We start from the raw sequence: 12,604 nt of genomic DNA on the forward strand, positions 1-12,604 counted from the left end.
CCACCTTAAAAAATAACAGTATCAAACTTCCCAGAGTATATAAACTGGTTCAATGCCCGGTAATATGCTTCCCTACTGGCAACAGGAACATTTGCGGCATCAAACATTCGTTCAGTAAGATCTTTCATTTCTCTGCTACTTACTGTTGTCCAATCCACTTTCCCACCAACTCTTCTTCCGGTTTTCTGCTCTAACCAATCTCTATATACTTTTTTTGTTGCAGCATGATTAGTCTCGGATAATGCAATTGTTGGTGACTTTGAAGGATATTTCCCTCCATAAGATGGCACATTCTTAGACATCCAAATATCAAGCACACCATGATGGTTTTCTAAAGAGGAATTAATTGGTCGATAAGGAACAACATCAAACTCTTTAACTTCACCGCACTTAAGTCCAAGGGGATCTATCCACCCCAGCGGATTCGGCGCATACTGATAGAGGTTTATTCCGCCAAGCAGCCCTATCGGATCCTGACTGATAAACCTTCCACACTCCGGCGCATAATATCTGAACAGATTGTAATGCAGCCCCGTTTCTTCGTCAAAGCTGCTCTTTAACAATTTATCAGACAATCTGTGTGGGCACTCGAAGATACGGATTCTTAACGTCGCAAGACGCTAAATGAATACCAAGTCTCAAGAGTGAACACGTAATTCATTACGAAGTTTAATTCTTTGAGCATCAAACTTTTAAATTGAAGAGTTTGATCATGGCTCAGATTGAACGCTGGCGGCAGGCCTAACACATGCAAGTCGAACGGTAACAGAAAGAAGCTTGCTTCTTTGCTGACGAGTGGCGGACGGGTGAGTAATGTCTGGGAAACTGCCCGATGGAGGGGGATAACTACTGGAAACGGTAGCTAATACCGCATAATGTCGCAAGACCAAAGAGGGGGACCTTCGGGCCTCTTGCCATCGGATGTGCCCAGATGGGATTAGCTAGTAGGCGGGGTAACGGCCCACCTAGGCGACGATCTCTAGCTGGTCTGAGAGGATGACCAGCCACACTGGAACTGAGACACGGTCCAGACTCCTACGGGAGGCAGCAGTGGGGAATATTGCACAATGGGCGCAAGCCTGATGCAGCCATGCCGCGTGTATGAAGAAGGCCTTCGGGTTGTAAAGTACTTTCAGCGGGGAGGAAGGGAGTAAAGTTAATACCTTTGCTCATTGACGTTACCCGCAGAAGAAGCACCGGCTAACTCCGTGCCAGCAGCCGCGGTAATACGGAGGGTGCAAGCGTTAATCGGAATTACTGGGCGTAAAGCGCACGCAGGCGGTTTGTTAAGTCAGATGTGAAATCCCCGGGCTCAACCTGGGAACTGCATCTGATACTGGCAAGCTTGAGTCTCGTAGAGGGGGGTAGAATTCCAGGTGTAGCGGTGAAATGCGTAGAGATCTGGAGGAATACCGGTGGCGAAGGCGGCCCCCTGGACGAAGACTGACGCTCAGGTGCGAAAGCGTGGGGAGCAAACAGGATTAGATACCCTGGTAGTCCACGCCGTAAACGATGTCGACTTGGAGGTTGTGCCCTTGAGGCGTGGCTTCCGGAGCTAACGCGTTAAGTCGACCGCCTGGGGAGTACGGCCGCAAGGTTAAAACTCAAATGAATTGACGGGGGCCCGCACAAGCGGTGGAGCATGTGGTTTAATTCGATGCAACGCGAAGAACCTTACCTGGTCTTGACATCCACAGAACATTCCAGAGATGGGATGGTGCCTTCGGGAACTGTGAGACAGGTGCTGCATGGCTGTCGTCAGCTCGTGTTGTGAAATGTTGGGTTAAGTCCCGCAACGAGCGCAACCCTTATCCTTTGTTGCCAGCGGTCCGGCCGGGAACTCAAAGGAGACTGCCAGTGATAAACTGGAGGAAGGTGGGGATGACGTCAAGTCATCATGGCCCTTACGACCAGGGCTACACACGTGCTACAATGGCGCATACAAAGAGAAGCGACCTCGCGAGAGCAAGCGGACCTCATAAAGTGCGTCGTAGTCCGGATTGGAGTCTGCAACTCGACTCCATGAAGTCGGAATCGCTAGTAATCGTGGATCAGAATGCCACGGTGAATACGTTCCCGGGCCTTGTACACACCGCCCGTCACACCATGGGAGTGGGTTGCAAAAGAAGTAGGTAGCTTAACCTTCGGGAGGGCGCTTACCACTTTGTGATTCATGACTGGGGTGAAGTCGTAACAAGGTAACCGTAGGGGAACCTGCGGTTGGATCACCTCCTTACCTTAAAGAAGCGTTCTTTGAAGTGCTCACACAGATTGTCTGATAGAAAGTGAAAAACTCGTTAATTAGTTTTGAATTGAAAAGGGCGCTTCGGCGCCCTTTTTGCTGCCCGTAATTTATTCTGGAAATATTTAGTCGTAATTCTTGCTCGCTGTACCGTGGTGCAAATAAAATTGTGCTATTGTAATCATAACTATTCTCATTTACACTTTGCGCAGAATTTGAACGGGAGTAATCATGTACGTTTGTTTGTGTAATGGTGTAAGTGACAAAAAAATTCGTCAGGCGGTACGTCAATTTCATCCTCAGTCTTTTCAACAATTACGTAAGTTTATTCCTGTGGGAAATCAATGTGGTAAGTGCATTCGCGCCGCACGCGAAGTGATGCAGGATGAGTTGATGCAGATGCCCGAATTTAAAGAGATTGCCTGAAGCCCACGCTTATTTTTTGACATCCCGCTAGCCCCATCTACGCTCTAATAGTGGAAGCGGAGGGACTATAAAATGAAAGGTGATGTTAAAATCATAAATTATCTCAATAAACTATTGGGAAATGAGCTTGTCGCAATCAATCAGTATTTTCTTCATGCCCGGATGTTTAAAAACTGGGGCCTGATGCGCCTTAATGACGTCGAATACCATGAATCCATCGATGAGATGAAACACGCTGATAAATATATCGAGCGTATTTTATTCTTAGAAGGAATCCCCAATTTACAGGATCTGGGTAAGCTGGGAATAGGTGAAGATGTCGAAGAGATGCTGCAGTCCGACCTGCGTTTAGAGTTGGAAGGGGCAAAGGATCTTCGTGAGGCCATCGCCTACGCCGACAATGTCCGTGACTATGTCAGCCGCGATATGATGATCGAAATTCTTGCTGATGAAGAAGGCCATATTGACTGGCTAGAAACTGAACTTGATCTCATTGATAAAATAGGCCTACAGAATTACCTGCAATCACAAATTAAAGTTAATGATTAACTGCCCGTTAGCAGACTATCCCAGCCTACAACGAAACCCGCAGCCGCCAGAAATGGTCCGAAAGGCAGCGGGTTTTTTAATGATGCTTTTCCCCTCATGAGCACACCAATAACAACTGCTCCGCAGGCGAATGACGCAGCAAGAAAAACCAGCCGTGGCAGAAATGCCCATGTATGCCAGGCTCCGAGGGCTGCGAGAAACTTCACATCGCCATAGCCTAATCCTTCTTTATGGCGCAGTATGCGATAACCCCAGTAGATAATGGCGAATGCACCGTAACCGATAATGGCCCCCCATAACGCATCGGCTAAACCGCCAGGGTGACAAATTTGATAAAAAAGAAGCCCGGACCAGAGTAATGGGCAGGTAAACCTGTCAGGCAGCAAGCCATGTTTTGCATCATAGAAAAAAAGCAGGGACGATAAGCAAATGTATAAAATCAGAAAAGGAAAGGTGGCATCCATAAAGCATCCTCTGTAAATGGAGTATCACCTTCGAATAAGTCCAGATAATCAGCAACAAAGAATTGCCGACTTTGTTAACCTGGTTCCGGCGAAAAATTCTCTCTTCACAACCTTACATATTTGGTGGAATGTAGTTCGCAATATGCTCACTACGATTAATTTCTACGCGATGCTTGCGTCAGGCTCAGATTTACGTATAATGCGCGGGCTTGTCGTAGTTGACAGCAGGTTCAATCTGAACCTCAGTTAGCTGATTTTGGCTACCTAACAATGCTCCCAATCGGGGAGCTACGTAAGAACGGTTACACTCTCCCATCAATCGTAATGGGTCTGAGGAGTAATCATTTTCGTTTATAAAATAATTGGAGCTCTGGTCTCATGCAGAACCAAAGAATCCGTATCCGCCTGAAAGCGTTTGATCATCGTCTGATCGATCAAGCAACCGCGGAAATCGTCGAGACTGCCAAGCGCACTGGTGCGCAGGTCCGTGGTCCGATCCCGCTGCCGACACGCAAAGAGCGCTTCACTGTTCTGATCTCTCCGCACGTCAACAAAGACGCGCGTGATCAGTACGAAATCCGTACTCACTTGCGTCTGGTTGACATCGTTGAGCCAACCGAGAAAACCGTTGATGCTCTGATGCGTCTGGATCTGGCTGCCGGTGTAGACGTGCAGATCAGCCTGGGTTAATCAGGTCATTGAGCGATTGAGAGGTTGAAACAATGATTGGTTTAGTCGGTAAAAAAGTGGGTATGACCCGTATCTTCACAGAAGACGGCGTTTCTATCCCAGTAACCGTAATCGAAGTTGAAGCAAACCGCGTTACTCAGGTTAAAGACCTGGCTAACGATGGCTACCGTGCTATTCAGGTAACCACCGGTGCTAAAAAAGCTAACCGTGTGACCAAGCCTGAAGCTGGCCACTTTGCTAAAGCTGGCGTAGAAGCTGGCCGTGGTCTGTGGGAATTCCGCCTGGCTGAAGGCGAAGAGTTCACTGTAGGTCAGAGCATTAGCGTTGAACTGTTTGCTGACGTTAAAAAAGTTGACGTAACTGGCACCTCTAAAGGTAAAGGTTTCGCAGGTACCGTTAAGCGCTGGAACTTCCGTACCCAGGATGCTACTCACGGTAACTCCTTGTCTCACCGCGTACCGGGTTCTATCGGTCAGAACCAGACTCCGGGCAAAGTGTTCAAAGGCAAGAAAATGGCAGGTCAGATGGGTAACGAACGTGTAACCGTTCAGAGCCTTGACGTAGTACGCGTTGACGCTGAGCGCAACCTGCTGCTGGTGAAAGGTGCTGTCCCGGGTGCAACCGGTAGCGACCTGATCGTTAAACCAGCTGTGAAGGCGTAAGGAGATAGCAATGGAATTAGTATTGAAAGACGCGCAGAGCGCGCTGACTGTTTCCGAAACTACCTTCGGTCGTGATTTCAACGAAGCGCTGGTTCACCAGGTTGTTGTTGCTTATGCAGCCGGTGCTCGTCAGGGTACTCGTGCTCAGAAGACTCGTGCTGAAGTAACTGGTTCCGGTAAAAAACCGTGGCGCCAGAAAGGCACCGGCCGTGCGCGTTCTGGTTCTATCAAGAGCCCGATTTGGCGTTCTGGTGGCGTGACCTTCGCTGCTCGTCCGCAGGACCACAGTCAAAAAGTTAACAAGAAGATGTACCGCGGCGCGCTGAAAAGCATCCTGTCCGAACTGGTACGTCAGGATCGTCTGATCGTTGTCGAGAAGTTCTCTGTAGAAGCACCGAAAACTAAGCTGCTGGCACAGAAACTGAAAGACATGGCTCTGGAAGATGTGCTGATCATCACCGGTGAGCTGGACGAGAACCTGTTCCTGGCTGCGCGCAACCTGCACAAGGTTGACGTACGCGATGCAACTGGTATCGACCCGGTTAGCCTGATCGCCTTCGACAAAGTCGTAATGACTGCTGATGCTGTTAAGCAAGTTGAGGAGATGCTGGCATGATTCGTGAAGAACGTCTGCTGAAGGTGCTGCGTGCACCGCACGTTTCTGAAAAAGCGTCTACTGCGATGGAAAAATCTAACACCATCGTGCTCAAAGTTGCTAAAGACGCGACCAAAGCAGAAATCAAAGCTGCTGTGCAGAAACTGTTTGAAGTCGAAGTCGAAGTCGTTAACACCCTGGTTGTTAAAGGGAAAGTTAAACGTCACGGACAGCGTATCGGTCGTCGTAGCGACTGGAAAAAAGCTTACGTCACCCTGAAAGAAGGCCAGAACCTGGACTTCGTTGGCGGCGCTGAGTAAGTCGGAGGAGTAATACAATGGCAGTTGTTAAATGTAAACCGACATCTCCGGGTCGTCGCCACGTTGTTAAAGTGGTTAACCCTGAGCTGCACAAGGGCAAACCTTTTGCTCCGTTGCTGGAAAAAAACAGCAAATCCGGTGGTCGTAACAACAATGGCCGTATCACCACTCGTCATATCGGTGGTGGCCACAAGCAGGCTTACCGTATTGTTGACTTCAAACGCAACAAAGACGGTATTCCGGCAGTTGTTGAACGTCTTGAGTACGATCCGAACCGTTCCGCGAACATCGCGCTGGTTCTGTACAAAGACGGTGAGCGCCGTTACATCCTGGCCCCTAAAGGCCTGAAAGCTGGCGACCAGATTCAGTCTGGCGTTGATGCTGCAATCAAACCAGGCAACACTCTGCCGATGCGCAACATCCCGGTTGGTTCTACTGTTCACAACGTAGAAATGAAACCAGGTAAAGGCGGTCAGCTGGCACGTTCCGCTGGTACTTACGTTCAGATCGTTGCTCGCGACGGTGCTTATGTCACCCTGCGTCTGCGTTCTGGTGAAATGCGTAAAGTAGAAGCAGACTGCCGCGCTACTCTGGGCGAAGTTGGCAATGCTGAGCATATGCTGCGCGTTCTGGGTAAAGCAGGTGCTGCACGCTGGCGTGGTGTTCGTCCTACCGTTCGCGGTACGGCGATGAACCCGGTAGACCACCCACATGGTGGTGGTGAAGGTCGTAACTTTGGTAAGCACCCGGTAACTCCGTGGGGCGTTCAGACCAAAGGTAAGAAGACCCGCAGCAACAAGCGTACTGATAAATTTATCGTACGTCGCCGTAGCAAATAATTTTAGAGGATAAGCCATGCCACGTTCTCTCAAGAAAGGTCCTTTTATTGACCTGCACTTGCTGAAGAAGGTAGAGAAAGCGGTGGAAAGCGGAGACAAGAAGCCCCTGCGCACTTGGTCCCGTCGTTCAACGATCTTTCCTAACATGATCGGTTTGACCATCGCTGTCCATAATGGTCGTCAGCACGTTCCGGTATTTGTAACCGACGAAATGGTTGGTCACAAACTGGGTGAATTCGCACCGACTCGTACTTATCGCGGCCATGCTGCTGATAAAAAAGCGAAAAAGAAATAAGGTAGGAGGAAGAGATGGAAACTATCGCTAAACATCGCCATGCTCGTTCTTCTGCTCAGAAGGTTCGCCTTGTTGCTGACCTGATTCGCGGTAAGAAAGTGTCGCAGGCTCTGGATATTCTGACCTACACCAACAAGAAAGCGGCTGTACTGGTCAAGAAAGTTCTGGAATCTGCCATTGCTAACGCTGAACACAACGATGGCGCTGACATTGACGATCTGAAAGTTACGAAAATTTTCGTAGACGAAGGCCCGAGCATGAAGCGCATTATGCCGCGTGCAAAAGGTCGTGCAGATCGCATCCTGAAGCGCACCAGCCACATCACTGTGGTTGTGTCCGATCGCTGAGACTCTGGAGACTAGCAATGGGTCAGAAAGTACATCCTAATGGTATTCGCCTGGGTATTGTAAAACCATGGAACTCTACCTGGTTTGCGAACACCAAAGAATTCGCTGACAACCTGGACAGCGATTTTAAAGTACGTCAGTACCTGACTAAGGAACTGGCTAAAGCGTCCGTATCTCGTATCGTTATCGAGCGTCCGGCTAAGAGCATCCGTGTAACCATTCACACTGCTCGCCCGGGTATCGTTATCGGTAAGAAAGGTGAAGACGTAGAAAAACTGCGTAAGGTCGTAGCGGACATCGCTGGCGTTCCTGCACAGATCAACATCGCCGAAGTTCGTAAGCCTGAACTGGACGCAAAACTGGTTGCTGACAGCATCACTTCTCAGCTGGAACGTCGCGTTATGTTCCGTCGTGCTATGAAGCGTGCTGTACAGAACGCAATGCGTCTGGGCGCTAAAGGTATCAAAGTTGAAGTTAGCGGCCGTCTGGGCGGCGCGGAAATCGCACGTACCGAATGGTACCGCGAAGGTCGCGTACCGCTGCACACTCTGCGTGCTGACATCGACTACAACACCTCCGAAGCGCACACCACTTACGGTGTAATCGGCGTTAAAGTGTGGATCTTCAAAGGCGAGATCCTGGGTGGTATGGCTGCTGTTGAACAACCGGAAAAACCGGCTGCTCAGCCTAAAAAGCAGCAGCGTAAAGGCCGTAAATAAGGAGCGTCGCTGATGTTACAACCAAAGCGTACAAAATTCCGTAAAATGCACAAAGGCCGTAACCGCGGTCTGGCGCAGGGTACGGATGTTAGCTTCGGCAGCTTCGGTCTGAAAGCTGTTGGCCGTGGTCGTCTGACTGCACGTCAGATCGAAGCAGCACGTCGTGCTATGACCCGTGCAGTTAAGCGTCAAGGTAAGATCTGGATCCGTGTGTTCCCGGACAAACCGATCACTGAAAAGCCGCTGGCAGTGCGTATGGGTAAAGGTAAAGGTAACGTGGAGTATTGGGTTGCCTTGATTCAGCCGGGTAAAGTCCTGTATGAAATGGACGGTGTTCCGGAAGAGCTGGCCCGTGAAGCATTCAAGCTGGCAGCAGCGAAACTGCCGATTAAAACCACCTTTGTAACTAAGACGGTGATGTAATGAAAGCAAAAGAGCTGCGTGAGAAGAGCGTTGAAGAGCTGAACACCGAGCTGCTGAACCTGCTGCGTGAGCAGTTCAACCTGCGTATGCAGGCTGCAAGTGGCCAGCTGCAACAGTCTCACCTGTTGAAGCAAGTGCGTCGCGATGTCGCACGCGTTAAGACTTTACTGACTGAGAAGGCGGGTGCGTAATGACCGATAAAATCCGTACTCTGCAAGGTCGCGTTGTTAGCGACAAAATGGAGAAATCCATTGTTGTTGCTATCGAACGTTTTGTGAAACACCCGATCTACGGTAAATTCATCAAGCGTACGACCAAACTGCACGTACATGACGAGAACAACGAATGCGGTATCGGTGACGTGGTTGAAATCCGCGAATGCCGTCCGCTGTCCAAGACCAAATCCTGGACGCTGGTTCGCGTTGTAGAGAAAGCGGTTCTGTAATACAGTACACTTTCTCGATACGAATAAACGGCTCAGCGATGAGCCGTTTATTTTTTCTACCCTTATCGTTGAAGCGGTGTTATAATGCCGCGCCCTCGATATGGGGCTTTTTAACGGCCTGATTTTCGGGTCTCAGTAGTAGTTGACATTAGCGGAGCACTAAAATGATCCAAGAACAGACTATGCTGAACGTCGCCGACAACTCCGGTGCACGTCGCGTAATGTGTATCAAGGTTCTGGGTGGCTCGCACCGTCGCTACGCAGGCGTAGGCGACATCATCAAGATCACCATCAAAGAAGCAATTCCGCGTGGTAAGGTCAAAAAAGGTGATGTGCTGAAGGCGGTAGTGGTGCGCACCAAGAAGGGTGTTCGTCGCCCGGACGGTTCTGTCATTCGCTTCGATGGTAATGCTTGTGTTCTTCTGAACAACAACAGCGAGCAGCCTATCGGTACGCGTATTTTTGGGCCGGTAACTCGTGAGCTTCGTAGTGAGAAGTTCATGAAAATTATCTCTCTGGCACCAGAAGTACTCTAAGGAGCGAATCATGGCAGCGAAGATCCGTCGTGATGACGAAGTTATCGTGTTAACCGGTAAAGATAAAGGTAAGCGCGGTAAAGTTAAGAATGTCCTGTCTTCCGGCAAGGTCATTGTTGAAGGTATCAACCTGGTTAAGAAACACCAGAAGCCAGTTCCGGCTCTGAACCAACCGGGTGGCATCGTTGAGAAAGAAGCCGCTATTCAGGTTTCCAACGTAGCAATCTTCAATGCGGCAACCGGCAAGGCTGACCGTGTAGGCTTTAGATTCGAAGACGGTAAAAAAGTCCGTTTCTTCAAGTCTAACAGCGAAACTATCAAGTAATTTGGAGTAGTACGATGGCGAAACTGCATGATTACTACAAAGACGAAGTAGTTAAAAAACTCATGACTGAGTTTAACTACAATTCTGTCATGCAAGTCCCTCGGGTCGAGAAGATCACCCTGAACATGGGTGTTGGTGAAGCGATCGCTGACAAAAAACTGCTGGATAACGCAGCAGCAGACCTGGCAGCAATCTCCGGTCAAAAACCGCTGATCACCAAAGCACGCAAATCTGTTGCAGGCTTCAAAATCCGTCAGGGCTATCCGATCGGCTGTAAAGTAACTCTGCGTGGCGAACGCATGTGGGAGTTCTTTGAGCGCCTGATCACTATTGCTGTACCGCGTATCCGTGACTTCCGTGGCTTGTCCGCTAAGTCTTTCGACGGTCGTGGTAACTACAGCATGGGTGTCCGTGAGCAGATCATCTTCCCAGAAATCGACTATGATAAAGTCGACCGCGTTCGTGGTTTGGATATTACCATTACCACTACTGCGAAATCTGACGAAGAAGGCCGTGCTCTGCTGGCTGCCTTTGACTTCCCGTTCCGCAAGTAAGGTAGGGTTACTAAATGGCTAAGCAATCAATGAAAGCACGCGAAGTAAAACGCGTAGCTTTAGCTGATAAATACTTCGCGAAACGCGCTGAACTGAAAGCGATCATCTCTGATGTGAACGCTTCCGACGAAGATCGTTGGAATGCTGTTCTCAAGCTGCAGACTCTGCCGCGTGATTCCAGCCCGTCTCGTCAGCGTAACCGCTGCCGTCAAACAGGTCGTCCGCATGGTTTCCTGCGGAAGTTCGGGTTGAGCCGTATTAAGGTCCGTGAAGCCGCTATGCGCGGTGAAATCCCGGGTCTGAAAAAGGCTAGCTGGTAATTGTCACCAATTGAATCACGGGAGTAAAGACAGATGAGCATGCAAGATCCGATCGCGGATATGCTGACCCGTATCCGTAACGGTCAGGCCGCGAACAAAGCTGCGGTCACCATGCCTTCCTCCAAGCTGAAAGTGGCAATCGCCAACGTGCTGAAGGAAGAAGGTTTTATTGAAGATTTTAAAGTTGAAGGCGACACCAAGCCTGAACTGGAACTGACTCTTAAGTATTTCCAGGGCAAAGCTGTTGTAGAAAGCATTCAGCGTGTCAGCCGCCCAGGTCTGCGCATCTATAAACGTAAAGATGAGCTGCCGAAAGTTATGGCGGGTCTGGGTATCGCAGTTGTTTCTACCTCTAAAGGTGTTATGACTGATCGTGCAGCGCGCCAGGCTGGTCTTGGTGGCGAAATTATCTGCTACGTAGCCTAATCGGAGGAAAAAATGTCTCGTGTTGCTAAAGCACCGGTCGTTGTTCCTGCCGGCGTTGATGTAAAAATCAACGGTCAGGTTATTACGATCAAAGGTAAAAACGGCGAGCTGACTCGTACTCTCAACGATGCTGTTGAAGTTAAACATGCAGATAATACCCTGACCTTCGGTCCGCGTGATGGTTACGCAGACGGTTGGGCACAGGCTGGCACTGCGCGTGCCCTGCTGAACTCAATGGTTATCGGTGTTACCGAAGGCTTCACTAAGAAGCTGCAGCTGGTTGGTGTAGGTTATCGTGCAGCGGTTAAAGGCAATGTGATTAACCTGTCTCTGGGTTTCTCTCATCCTGTTGACCATCAGCTGCCTGCGGGTATCACTGCTGAATGTCCGACTCAGACTGAAATCGTGCTGAAAGGCGCTGATAAGCAGGTGATCGGCCAGGTTGCAGCGGATCTGCGCGCCTACCGTCGTCCTGAGCCTTATAAAGGCAAGGGTGTTCGTTACGCCGACGAAGTCGTGCGTACCAAAGAGGCTAAGAAGAAGTAAGGTAACACTATGGATAAGAAATCTGCTCGTATCCGTCGTGCGACCCGCGCACGCCGCAAGCTCCAGGAGCTGGGCGCAACTCGCCTGGTGGTACATCGTACCCCGCGTCACATTTACGCACAGGTAATTGCACCGAACGGTTCTGAAGTTCTGGTAGCTGCTTCTACTGTAGAAAAAGCTATCGCTGAACAACTGAAGTACACCGGTAACAAAGACGCGGCTGCAGCTGTGGGTAAGGCTGTCGCTGAACGCGCTCTGGAAAAAGGCATCAAAGATGTATCCTTTGACCGTTCCGGGTTCCAATATCATGGTCGTGTCCAGGCACTGGCAGATGCTGCCCGTGAAGCTGGCCTTCAGTTCTAAGGTAGAGGTGTAAGATGGCTCACATCGAAAAACAAGCTGGCGAACTGCAGGAAAAGCTGATCGCGGTAAACCGCGTATCTAAAACCGTTAAAGGTGGTCGTATTTTCTCCTTCACAGCTCTGACTGTAGTAGGCGATGGTAACGGTCGCGTTGGTTTTGGTTACGGTAAAGCGCGTGAAGTTCCAGCAGCGATCCAGAAAGCGATGGAAAAAGCCCGTCGCAATATGATTAACGTCGCGCTGAATAACGGCACTCTGCAGCACCCTGTTAAAGGTGTTCATACGGGTTCTCGCGTATTCATGCAGCCGGCTTCCGAAGGTACTGGTATCATTGCCGGTGGTGCAATGCGCGCCGTTCTGGAAGTCGCTGGAGTTCATAACGTTCTGGCTAAAGCATATGGTTCTACCAACCCGATCAACGTGGTTCGTGCAACTATTGATGGCCTGGAAAATATGAGTTCTCCAGAAATGGTCGCTGCCAAGCGTGGTAAATCCGTTGAAGAAATTCTGGGGAAATAA

At 49.8% G+C, this 12,604-nt stretch carries 23 protein-coding genes, 1 rRNA gene and 1 pseudogene; 22 read left to right on the forward strand and 3 right to left on the reverse strand.

Annotated features, from left to right (window positions below):
* Positions 1-5: 5 nt before the first annotated feature.
* Both ESM_RS1000000129220 and ESM_RS1000000129225 read right to left on the reverse strand, forming a co-directional pair.
* Positions 6-410, reverse strand: a complete 405-nt coding sequence (locus ESM_RS1000000129220; RefSeq protein WP_029329887.1) for a sugar-binding protein — start codon at positions 408-410, stop codon at positions 6-8.
* Positions 389-548, reverse strand: a pseudogene (locus ESM_RS1000000129225) (RHS repeat-associated core domain-containing protein); the annotation flags it as partial. The pseudogene ESM_RS1000000129225 and the gene ESM_RS1000000129220, both read right to left, overlap by 22 nt.
* Positions 549-694: 146 nt before the next feature.
* Here ESM_RS1000000129225 and ESM_RS0120415 point away from each other — a divergent pair.
* The 3 genes from ESM_RS0120415 (at position 695) to bfr (ending at position 3,217) form a co-directional block, all read left to right on the forward strand.
* Positions 695-2,236 (forward strand): 16S ribosomal RNA (locus ESM_RS0120415).
* 237 nt (positions 2,237-2,473) lie between these two features.
* Entirely contained in the window at positions 2,474-2,668 is a 195-nt protein-coding gene (gene bfd, locus ESM_RS0120420) for a bacterioferritin-associated ferredoxin (RefSeq protein ID WP_000289090.1), read from the forward strand.
* Between the two features lie 72 nt (positions 2,669-2,740).
* On the forward strand, positions 2,741-3,217 hold the full coding sequence (gene bfr, locus ESM_RS0120425; RefSeq protein ID WP_000675514.1) for a bacterioferritin: 477 nt from the start codon (positions 2,741-2,743) through the stop codon (positions 3,215-3,217).
* Here bfr and ESM_RS0120430 read toward each other — a convergent pair.
* Positions 3,214-3,681, reverse strand: a complete 468-nt coding sequence (locus tag ESM_RS0120430; RefSeq protein WP_000340140.1) for a prepilin peptidase — start codon at positions 3,679-3,681, stop codon at positions 3,214-3,216. The genes bfr and ESM_RS0120430 overlap by 4 nt on opposite strands.
* A gap of 378 nt (positions 3,682-4,059) precedes the next feature.
* Here ESM_RS0120430 and rpsJ point away from each other — a divergent pair, with 378 nt between their 5' ends.
* From rpsJ to rpsE, 19 genes are all read left to right on the forward strand, one after another.
* The gene (rpsJ, locus tag ESM_RS0120440) at positions 4,060-4,371 is read left to right on the forward strand and encodes a 30S ribosomal protein S10 (RefSeq protein ID WP_001181004.1); all 312 of its coding nucleotides are present in this window, start codon (positions 4,060-4,062) and stop codon (positions 4,369-4,371) included.
* Positions 4,372-4,403: 32 nt separating this feature from the next.
* Complete coding sequence (gene rplC, locus ESM_RS0120445) at positions 4,404-5,033, forward strand: 50S ribosomal protein L3 (protein WP_000579833.1); 630 nt, start codon at positions 4,404-4,406, stop codon at positions 5,031-5,033.
* Between the two features lie 10 nt (positions 5,034-5,043).
* A complete protein-coding gene (gene rplD, locus ESM_RS0120450; protein ID WP_000424395.1) occupies positions 5,044-5,649 on the forward strand; it encodes a 50S ribosomal protein L4 in 606 nt (201 codons plus the stop codon).
* On the forward strand, positions 5,646-5,948 hold the full coding sequence (gene rplW, locus ESM_RS0120455; protein WP_000617544.1) for a 50S ribosomal protein L23: 303 nt from the start codon (positions 5,646-5,648) through the stop codon (positions 5,946-5,948). The genes rplD and rplW overlap by 4 nt, the downstream gene beginning before the upstream one ends.
* A gap of 17 nt (positions 5,949-5,965) precedes the next feature.
* Positions 5,966-6,787 carry a 50S ribosomal protein L2 gene (rplB, locus tag ESM_RS0120460; protein ID WP_000301864.1) on the forward strand — a complete coding sequence of 274 codons (822 nt, stop codon included), beginning with the start codon at positions 5,966-5,968 and terminating at the stop codon, positions 6,785-6,787.
* Between the two features lie 16 nt (positions 6,788-6,803).
* On the forward strand, positions 6,804-7,082 hold the full coding sequence (gene rpsS / locus ESM_RS0120465) for a 30S ribosomal protein S19 (protein WP_001138117.1): 279 nt from the start codon (positions 6,804-6,806) through the stop codon (positions 7,080-7,082).
* A 14-nt stretch (positions 7,083-7,096) separates the two neighbouring features.
* Entirely contained in the window at positions 7,097-7,429 is a 333-nt protein-coding gene (gene rplV / locus ESM_RS0120470) for a 50S ribosomal protein L22 (RefSeq protein WP_000447529.1), read from the forward strand.
* A 17-nt stretch (positions 7,430-7,446) separates the two neighbouring features.
* Positions 7,447-8,148 (forward strand): 30S ribosomal protein S3, encoded by a 702-nt coding sequence (gene rpsC, locus ESM_RS0120475; RefSeq protein WP_000529945.1) that lies wholly within the window; start codon positions 7,447-7,449, stop codon positions 8,146-8,148.
* A 12-nt stretch (positions 8,149-8,160) separates the two neighbouring features.
* On the forward strand, positions 8,161-8,571 hold the full coding sequence (gene rplP / locus ESM_RS0120480; protein ID WP_000941212.1) for a 50S ribosomal protein L16: 411 nt from the start codon (positions 8,161-8,163) through the stop codon (positions 8,569-8,571).
* Entirely contained in the window at positions 8,571-8,762 is a 192-nt protein-coding gene (rpmC, locus tag ESM_RS0120485; protein ID WP_000644742.1) for a 50S ribosomal protein L29, read from the forward strand. Before rplP ends, rpmC begins: the two co-directional genes overlap by 1 nt.
* The gene (gene rpsQ / locus ESM_RS0120490) at positions 8,762-9,016 is read left to right on the forward strand and encodes a 30S ribosomal protein S17 (protein ID WP_000130100.1); all 255 of its coding nucleotides are present in this window, start codon (positions 8,762-8,764) and stop codon (positions 9,014-9,016) included. Before rpmC ends, rpsQ begins: the two co-directional genes overlap by 1 nt.
* Positions 9,017-9,180: 164 nt before the next feature.
* The gene (gene rplN, locus ESM_RS0120495) at positions 9,181-9,552 is read left to right on the forward strand and encodes a 50S ribosomal protein L14 (protein ID WP_000613955.1); all 372 of its coding nucleotides are present in this window, start codon (positions 9,181-9,183) and stop codon (positions 9,550-9,552) included.
* Positions 9,553-9,562: 10 nt separating this feature from the next.
* On the forward strand, positions 9,563-9,877 hold the full coding sequence (rplX, locus tag ESM_RS0120500) for a 50S ribosomal protein L24 (protein WP_000729185.1): 315 nt from the start codon (positions 9,563-9,565) through the stop codon (positions 9,875-9,877).
* Positions 9,878-9,891: 14 nt separating this feature from the next.
* Entirely contained in the window at positions 9,892-10,431 is a 540-nt protein-coding gene (gene rplE, locus ESM_RS0120505; RefSeq protein ID WP_001096200.1) for a 50S ribosomal protein L5, read from the forward strand.
* 14 nt (positions 10,432-10,445) lie between these two features.
* Positions 10,446-10,751: a 30S ribosomal protein S14 gene (gene rpsN / locus ESM_RS0120510; protein WP_001118930.1), complete on the forward strand. Its 306-nt coding sequence runs from the start codon at positions 10,446-10,448 to the stop codon at positions 10,749-10,751.
* 33 nt (positions 10,752-10,784) lie between these two features.
* Complete coding sequence (gene rpsH, locus ESM_RS0120515) at positions 10,785-11,177, forward strand: 30S ribosomal protein S8 (RefSeq protein WP_000062611.1); 393 nt, start codon at positions 10,785-10,787, stop codon at positions 11,175-11,177.
* Positions 11,178-11,189: 12 nt separating this feature from the next.
* Positions 11,190-11,723 (forward strand): 50S ribosomal protein L6, encoded by a 534-nt coding sequence (gene rplF, locus ESM_RS0120520; RefSeq protein WP_000091945.1) that lies wholly within the window; start codon positions 11,190-11,192, stop codon positions 11,721-11,723.
* A gap of 9 nt (positions 11,724-11,732) precedes the next feature.
* On the forward strand, positions 11,733-12,086 hold the full coding sequence (rplR, locus tag ESM_RS0120525; protein WP_000358960.1) for a 50S ribosomal protein L18: 354 nt from the start codon (positions 11,733-11,735) through the stop codon (positions 12,084-12,086).
* Between the two features lie 14 nt (positions 12,087-12,100).
* Entirely contained in the window at positions 12,101-12,604 is a 504-nt protein-coding gene (gene rpsE, locus ESM_RS0120530) for a 30S ribosomal protein S5 (protein ID WP_000940122.1), read from the forward strand.

It is taken from the genome of Escherichia sp. TW09308, from assembly GCF_000208565.1.
GTDB lineage: Bacteria > Pseudomonadota > Gammaproteobacteria > Enterobacterales > Enterobacteriaceae > Escherichia > Escherichia marmotae.

Coding starts and splice junctions, on each gene's coding strand:
- bfr (WP_000675514.1), top strand. CDS start 2,741: ATGAAAGGTGATGTTAAAATCATAAATTATCTCAATAAACTATTGGGA.
- rplC (WP_000579833.1), top strand. CDS start 4,404: ATGATTGGTTTAGTCGGTAAAAAAGTGGGTATGACCCGTATCTTCACA.
- rpmC (WP_000644742.1), top strand. CDS start 8,571: ATGAAAGCAAAAGAGCTGCGTGAGAAGAGCGTTGAAGAGCTGAACACC.
- rplB (WP_000301864.1), top strand. CDS start 5,966: ATGGCAGTTGTTAAATGTAAACCGACATCTCCGGGTCGTCGCCACGTT.
- rpsS (WP_001138117.1), top strand. CDS start 6,804: ATGCCACGTTCTCTCAAGAAAGGTCCTTTTATTGACCTGCACTTGCTG.
- rplV (WP_000447529.1), top strand. CDS start 7,097: ATGGAAACTATCGCTAAACATCGCCATGCTCGTTCTTCTGCTCAGAAG.
- rpsE (WP_000940122.1), top strand. CDS start 12,101: ATGGCTCACATCGAAAAACAAGCTGGCGAACTGCAGGAAAAGCTGATC.
- rplR (WP_000358960.1), top strand. CDS start 11,733: ATGGATAAGAAATCTGCTCGTATCCGTCGTGCGACCCGCGCACGCCGC.
- ESM_RS0120430 (WP_000340140.1), bottom strand. CDS start 3,681: ATGGATGCCACCTTTCCTTTTCTGATTTTATACATTTGCTTATCGTCC.
- rplD (WP_000424395.1), top strand. CDS start 5,044: ATGGAATTAGTATTGAAAGACGCGCAGAGCGCGCTGACTGTTTCCGAA.
- bfd (WP_000289090.1), top strand. CDS start 2,474: ATGTACGTTTGTTTGTGTAATGGTGTAAGTGACAAAAAAATTCGTCAG.
- rpsC (WP_000529945.1), top strand. CDS start 7,447: ATGGGTCAGAAAGTACATCCTAATGGTATTCGCCTGGGTATTGTAAAA.
- rplN (WP_000613955.1), top strand. CDS start 9,181: ATGATCCAAGAACAGACTATGCTGAACGTCGCCGACAACTCCGGTGCA.
- rplE (WP_001096200.1), top strand. CDS start 9,892: ATGGCGAAACTGCATGATTACTACAAAGACGAAGTAGTTAAAAAACTC.
- rpsN (WP_001118930.1), top strand. CDS start 10,446: ATGGCTAAGCAATCAATGAAAGCACGCGAAGTAAAACGCGTAGCTTTA.
- rpsJ (WP_001181004.1), top strand. CDS start 4,060: ATGCAGAACCAAAGAATCCGTATCCGCCTGAAAGCGTTTGATCATCGT.
- rplX (WP_000729185.1), top strand. CDS start 9,563: ATGGCAGCGAAGATCCGTCGTGATGACGAAGTTATCGTGTTAACCGGT.
- rplF (WP_000091945.1), top strand. CDS start 11,190: ATGTCTCGTGTTGCTAAAGCACCGGTCGTTGTTCCTGCCGGCGTTGAT.
- rplW (WP_000617544.1), top strand. CDS start 5,646: ATGATTCGTGAAGAACGTCTGCTGAAGGTGCTGCGTGCACCGCACGTT.
- rpsH (WP_000062611.1), top strand. CDS start 10,785: ATGAGCATGCAAGATCCGATCGCGGATATGCTGACCCGTATCCGTAAC.
- rpsQ (WP_000130100.1), top strand. CDS start 8,762: ATGACCGATAAAATCCGTACTCTGCAAGGTCGCGTTGTTAGCGACAAA.
- rplP (WP_000941212.1), top strand. CDS start 8,161: ATGTTACAACCAAAGCGTACAAAATTCCGTAAAATGCACAAAGGCCGT.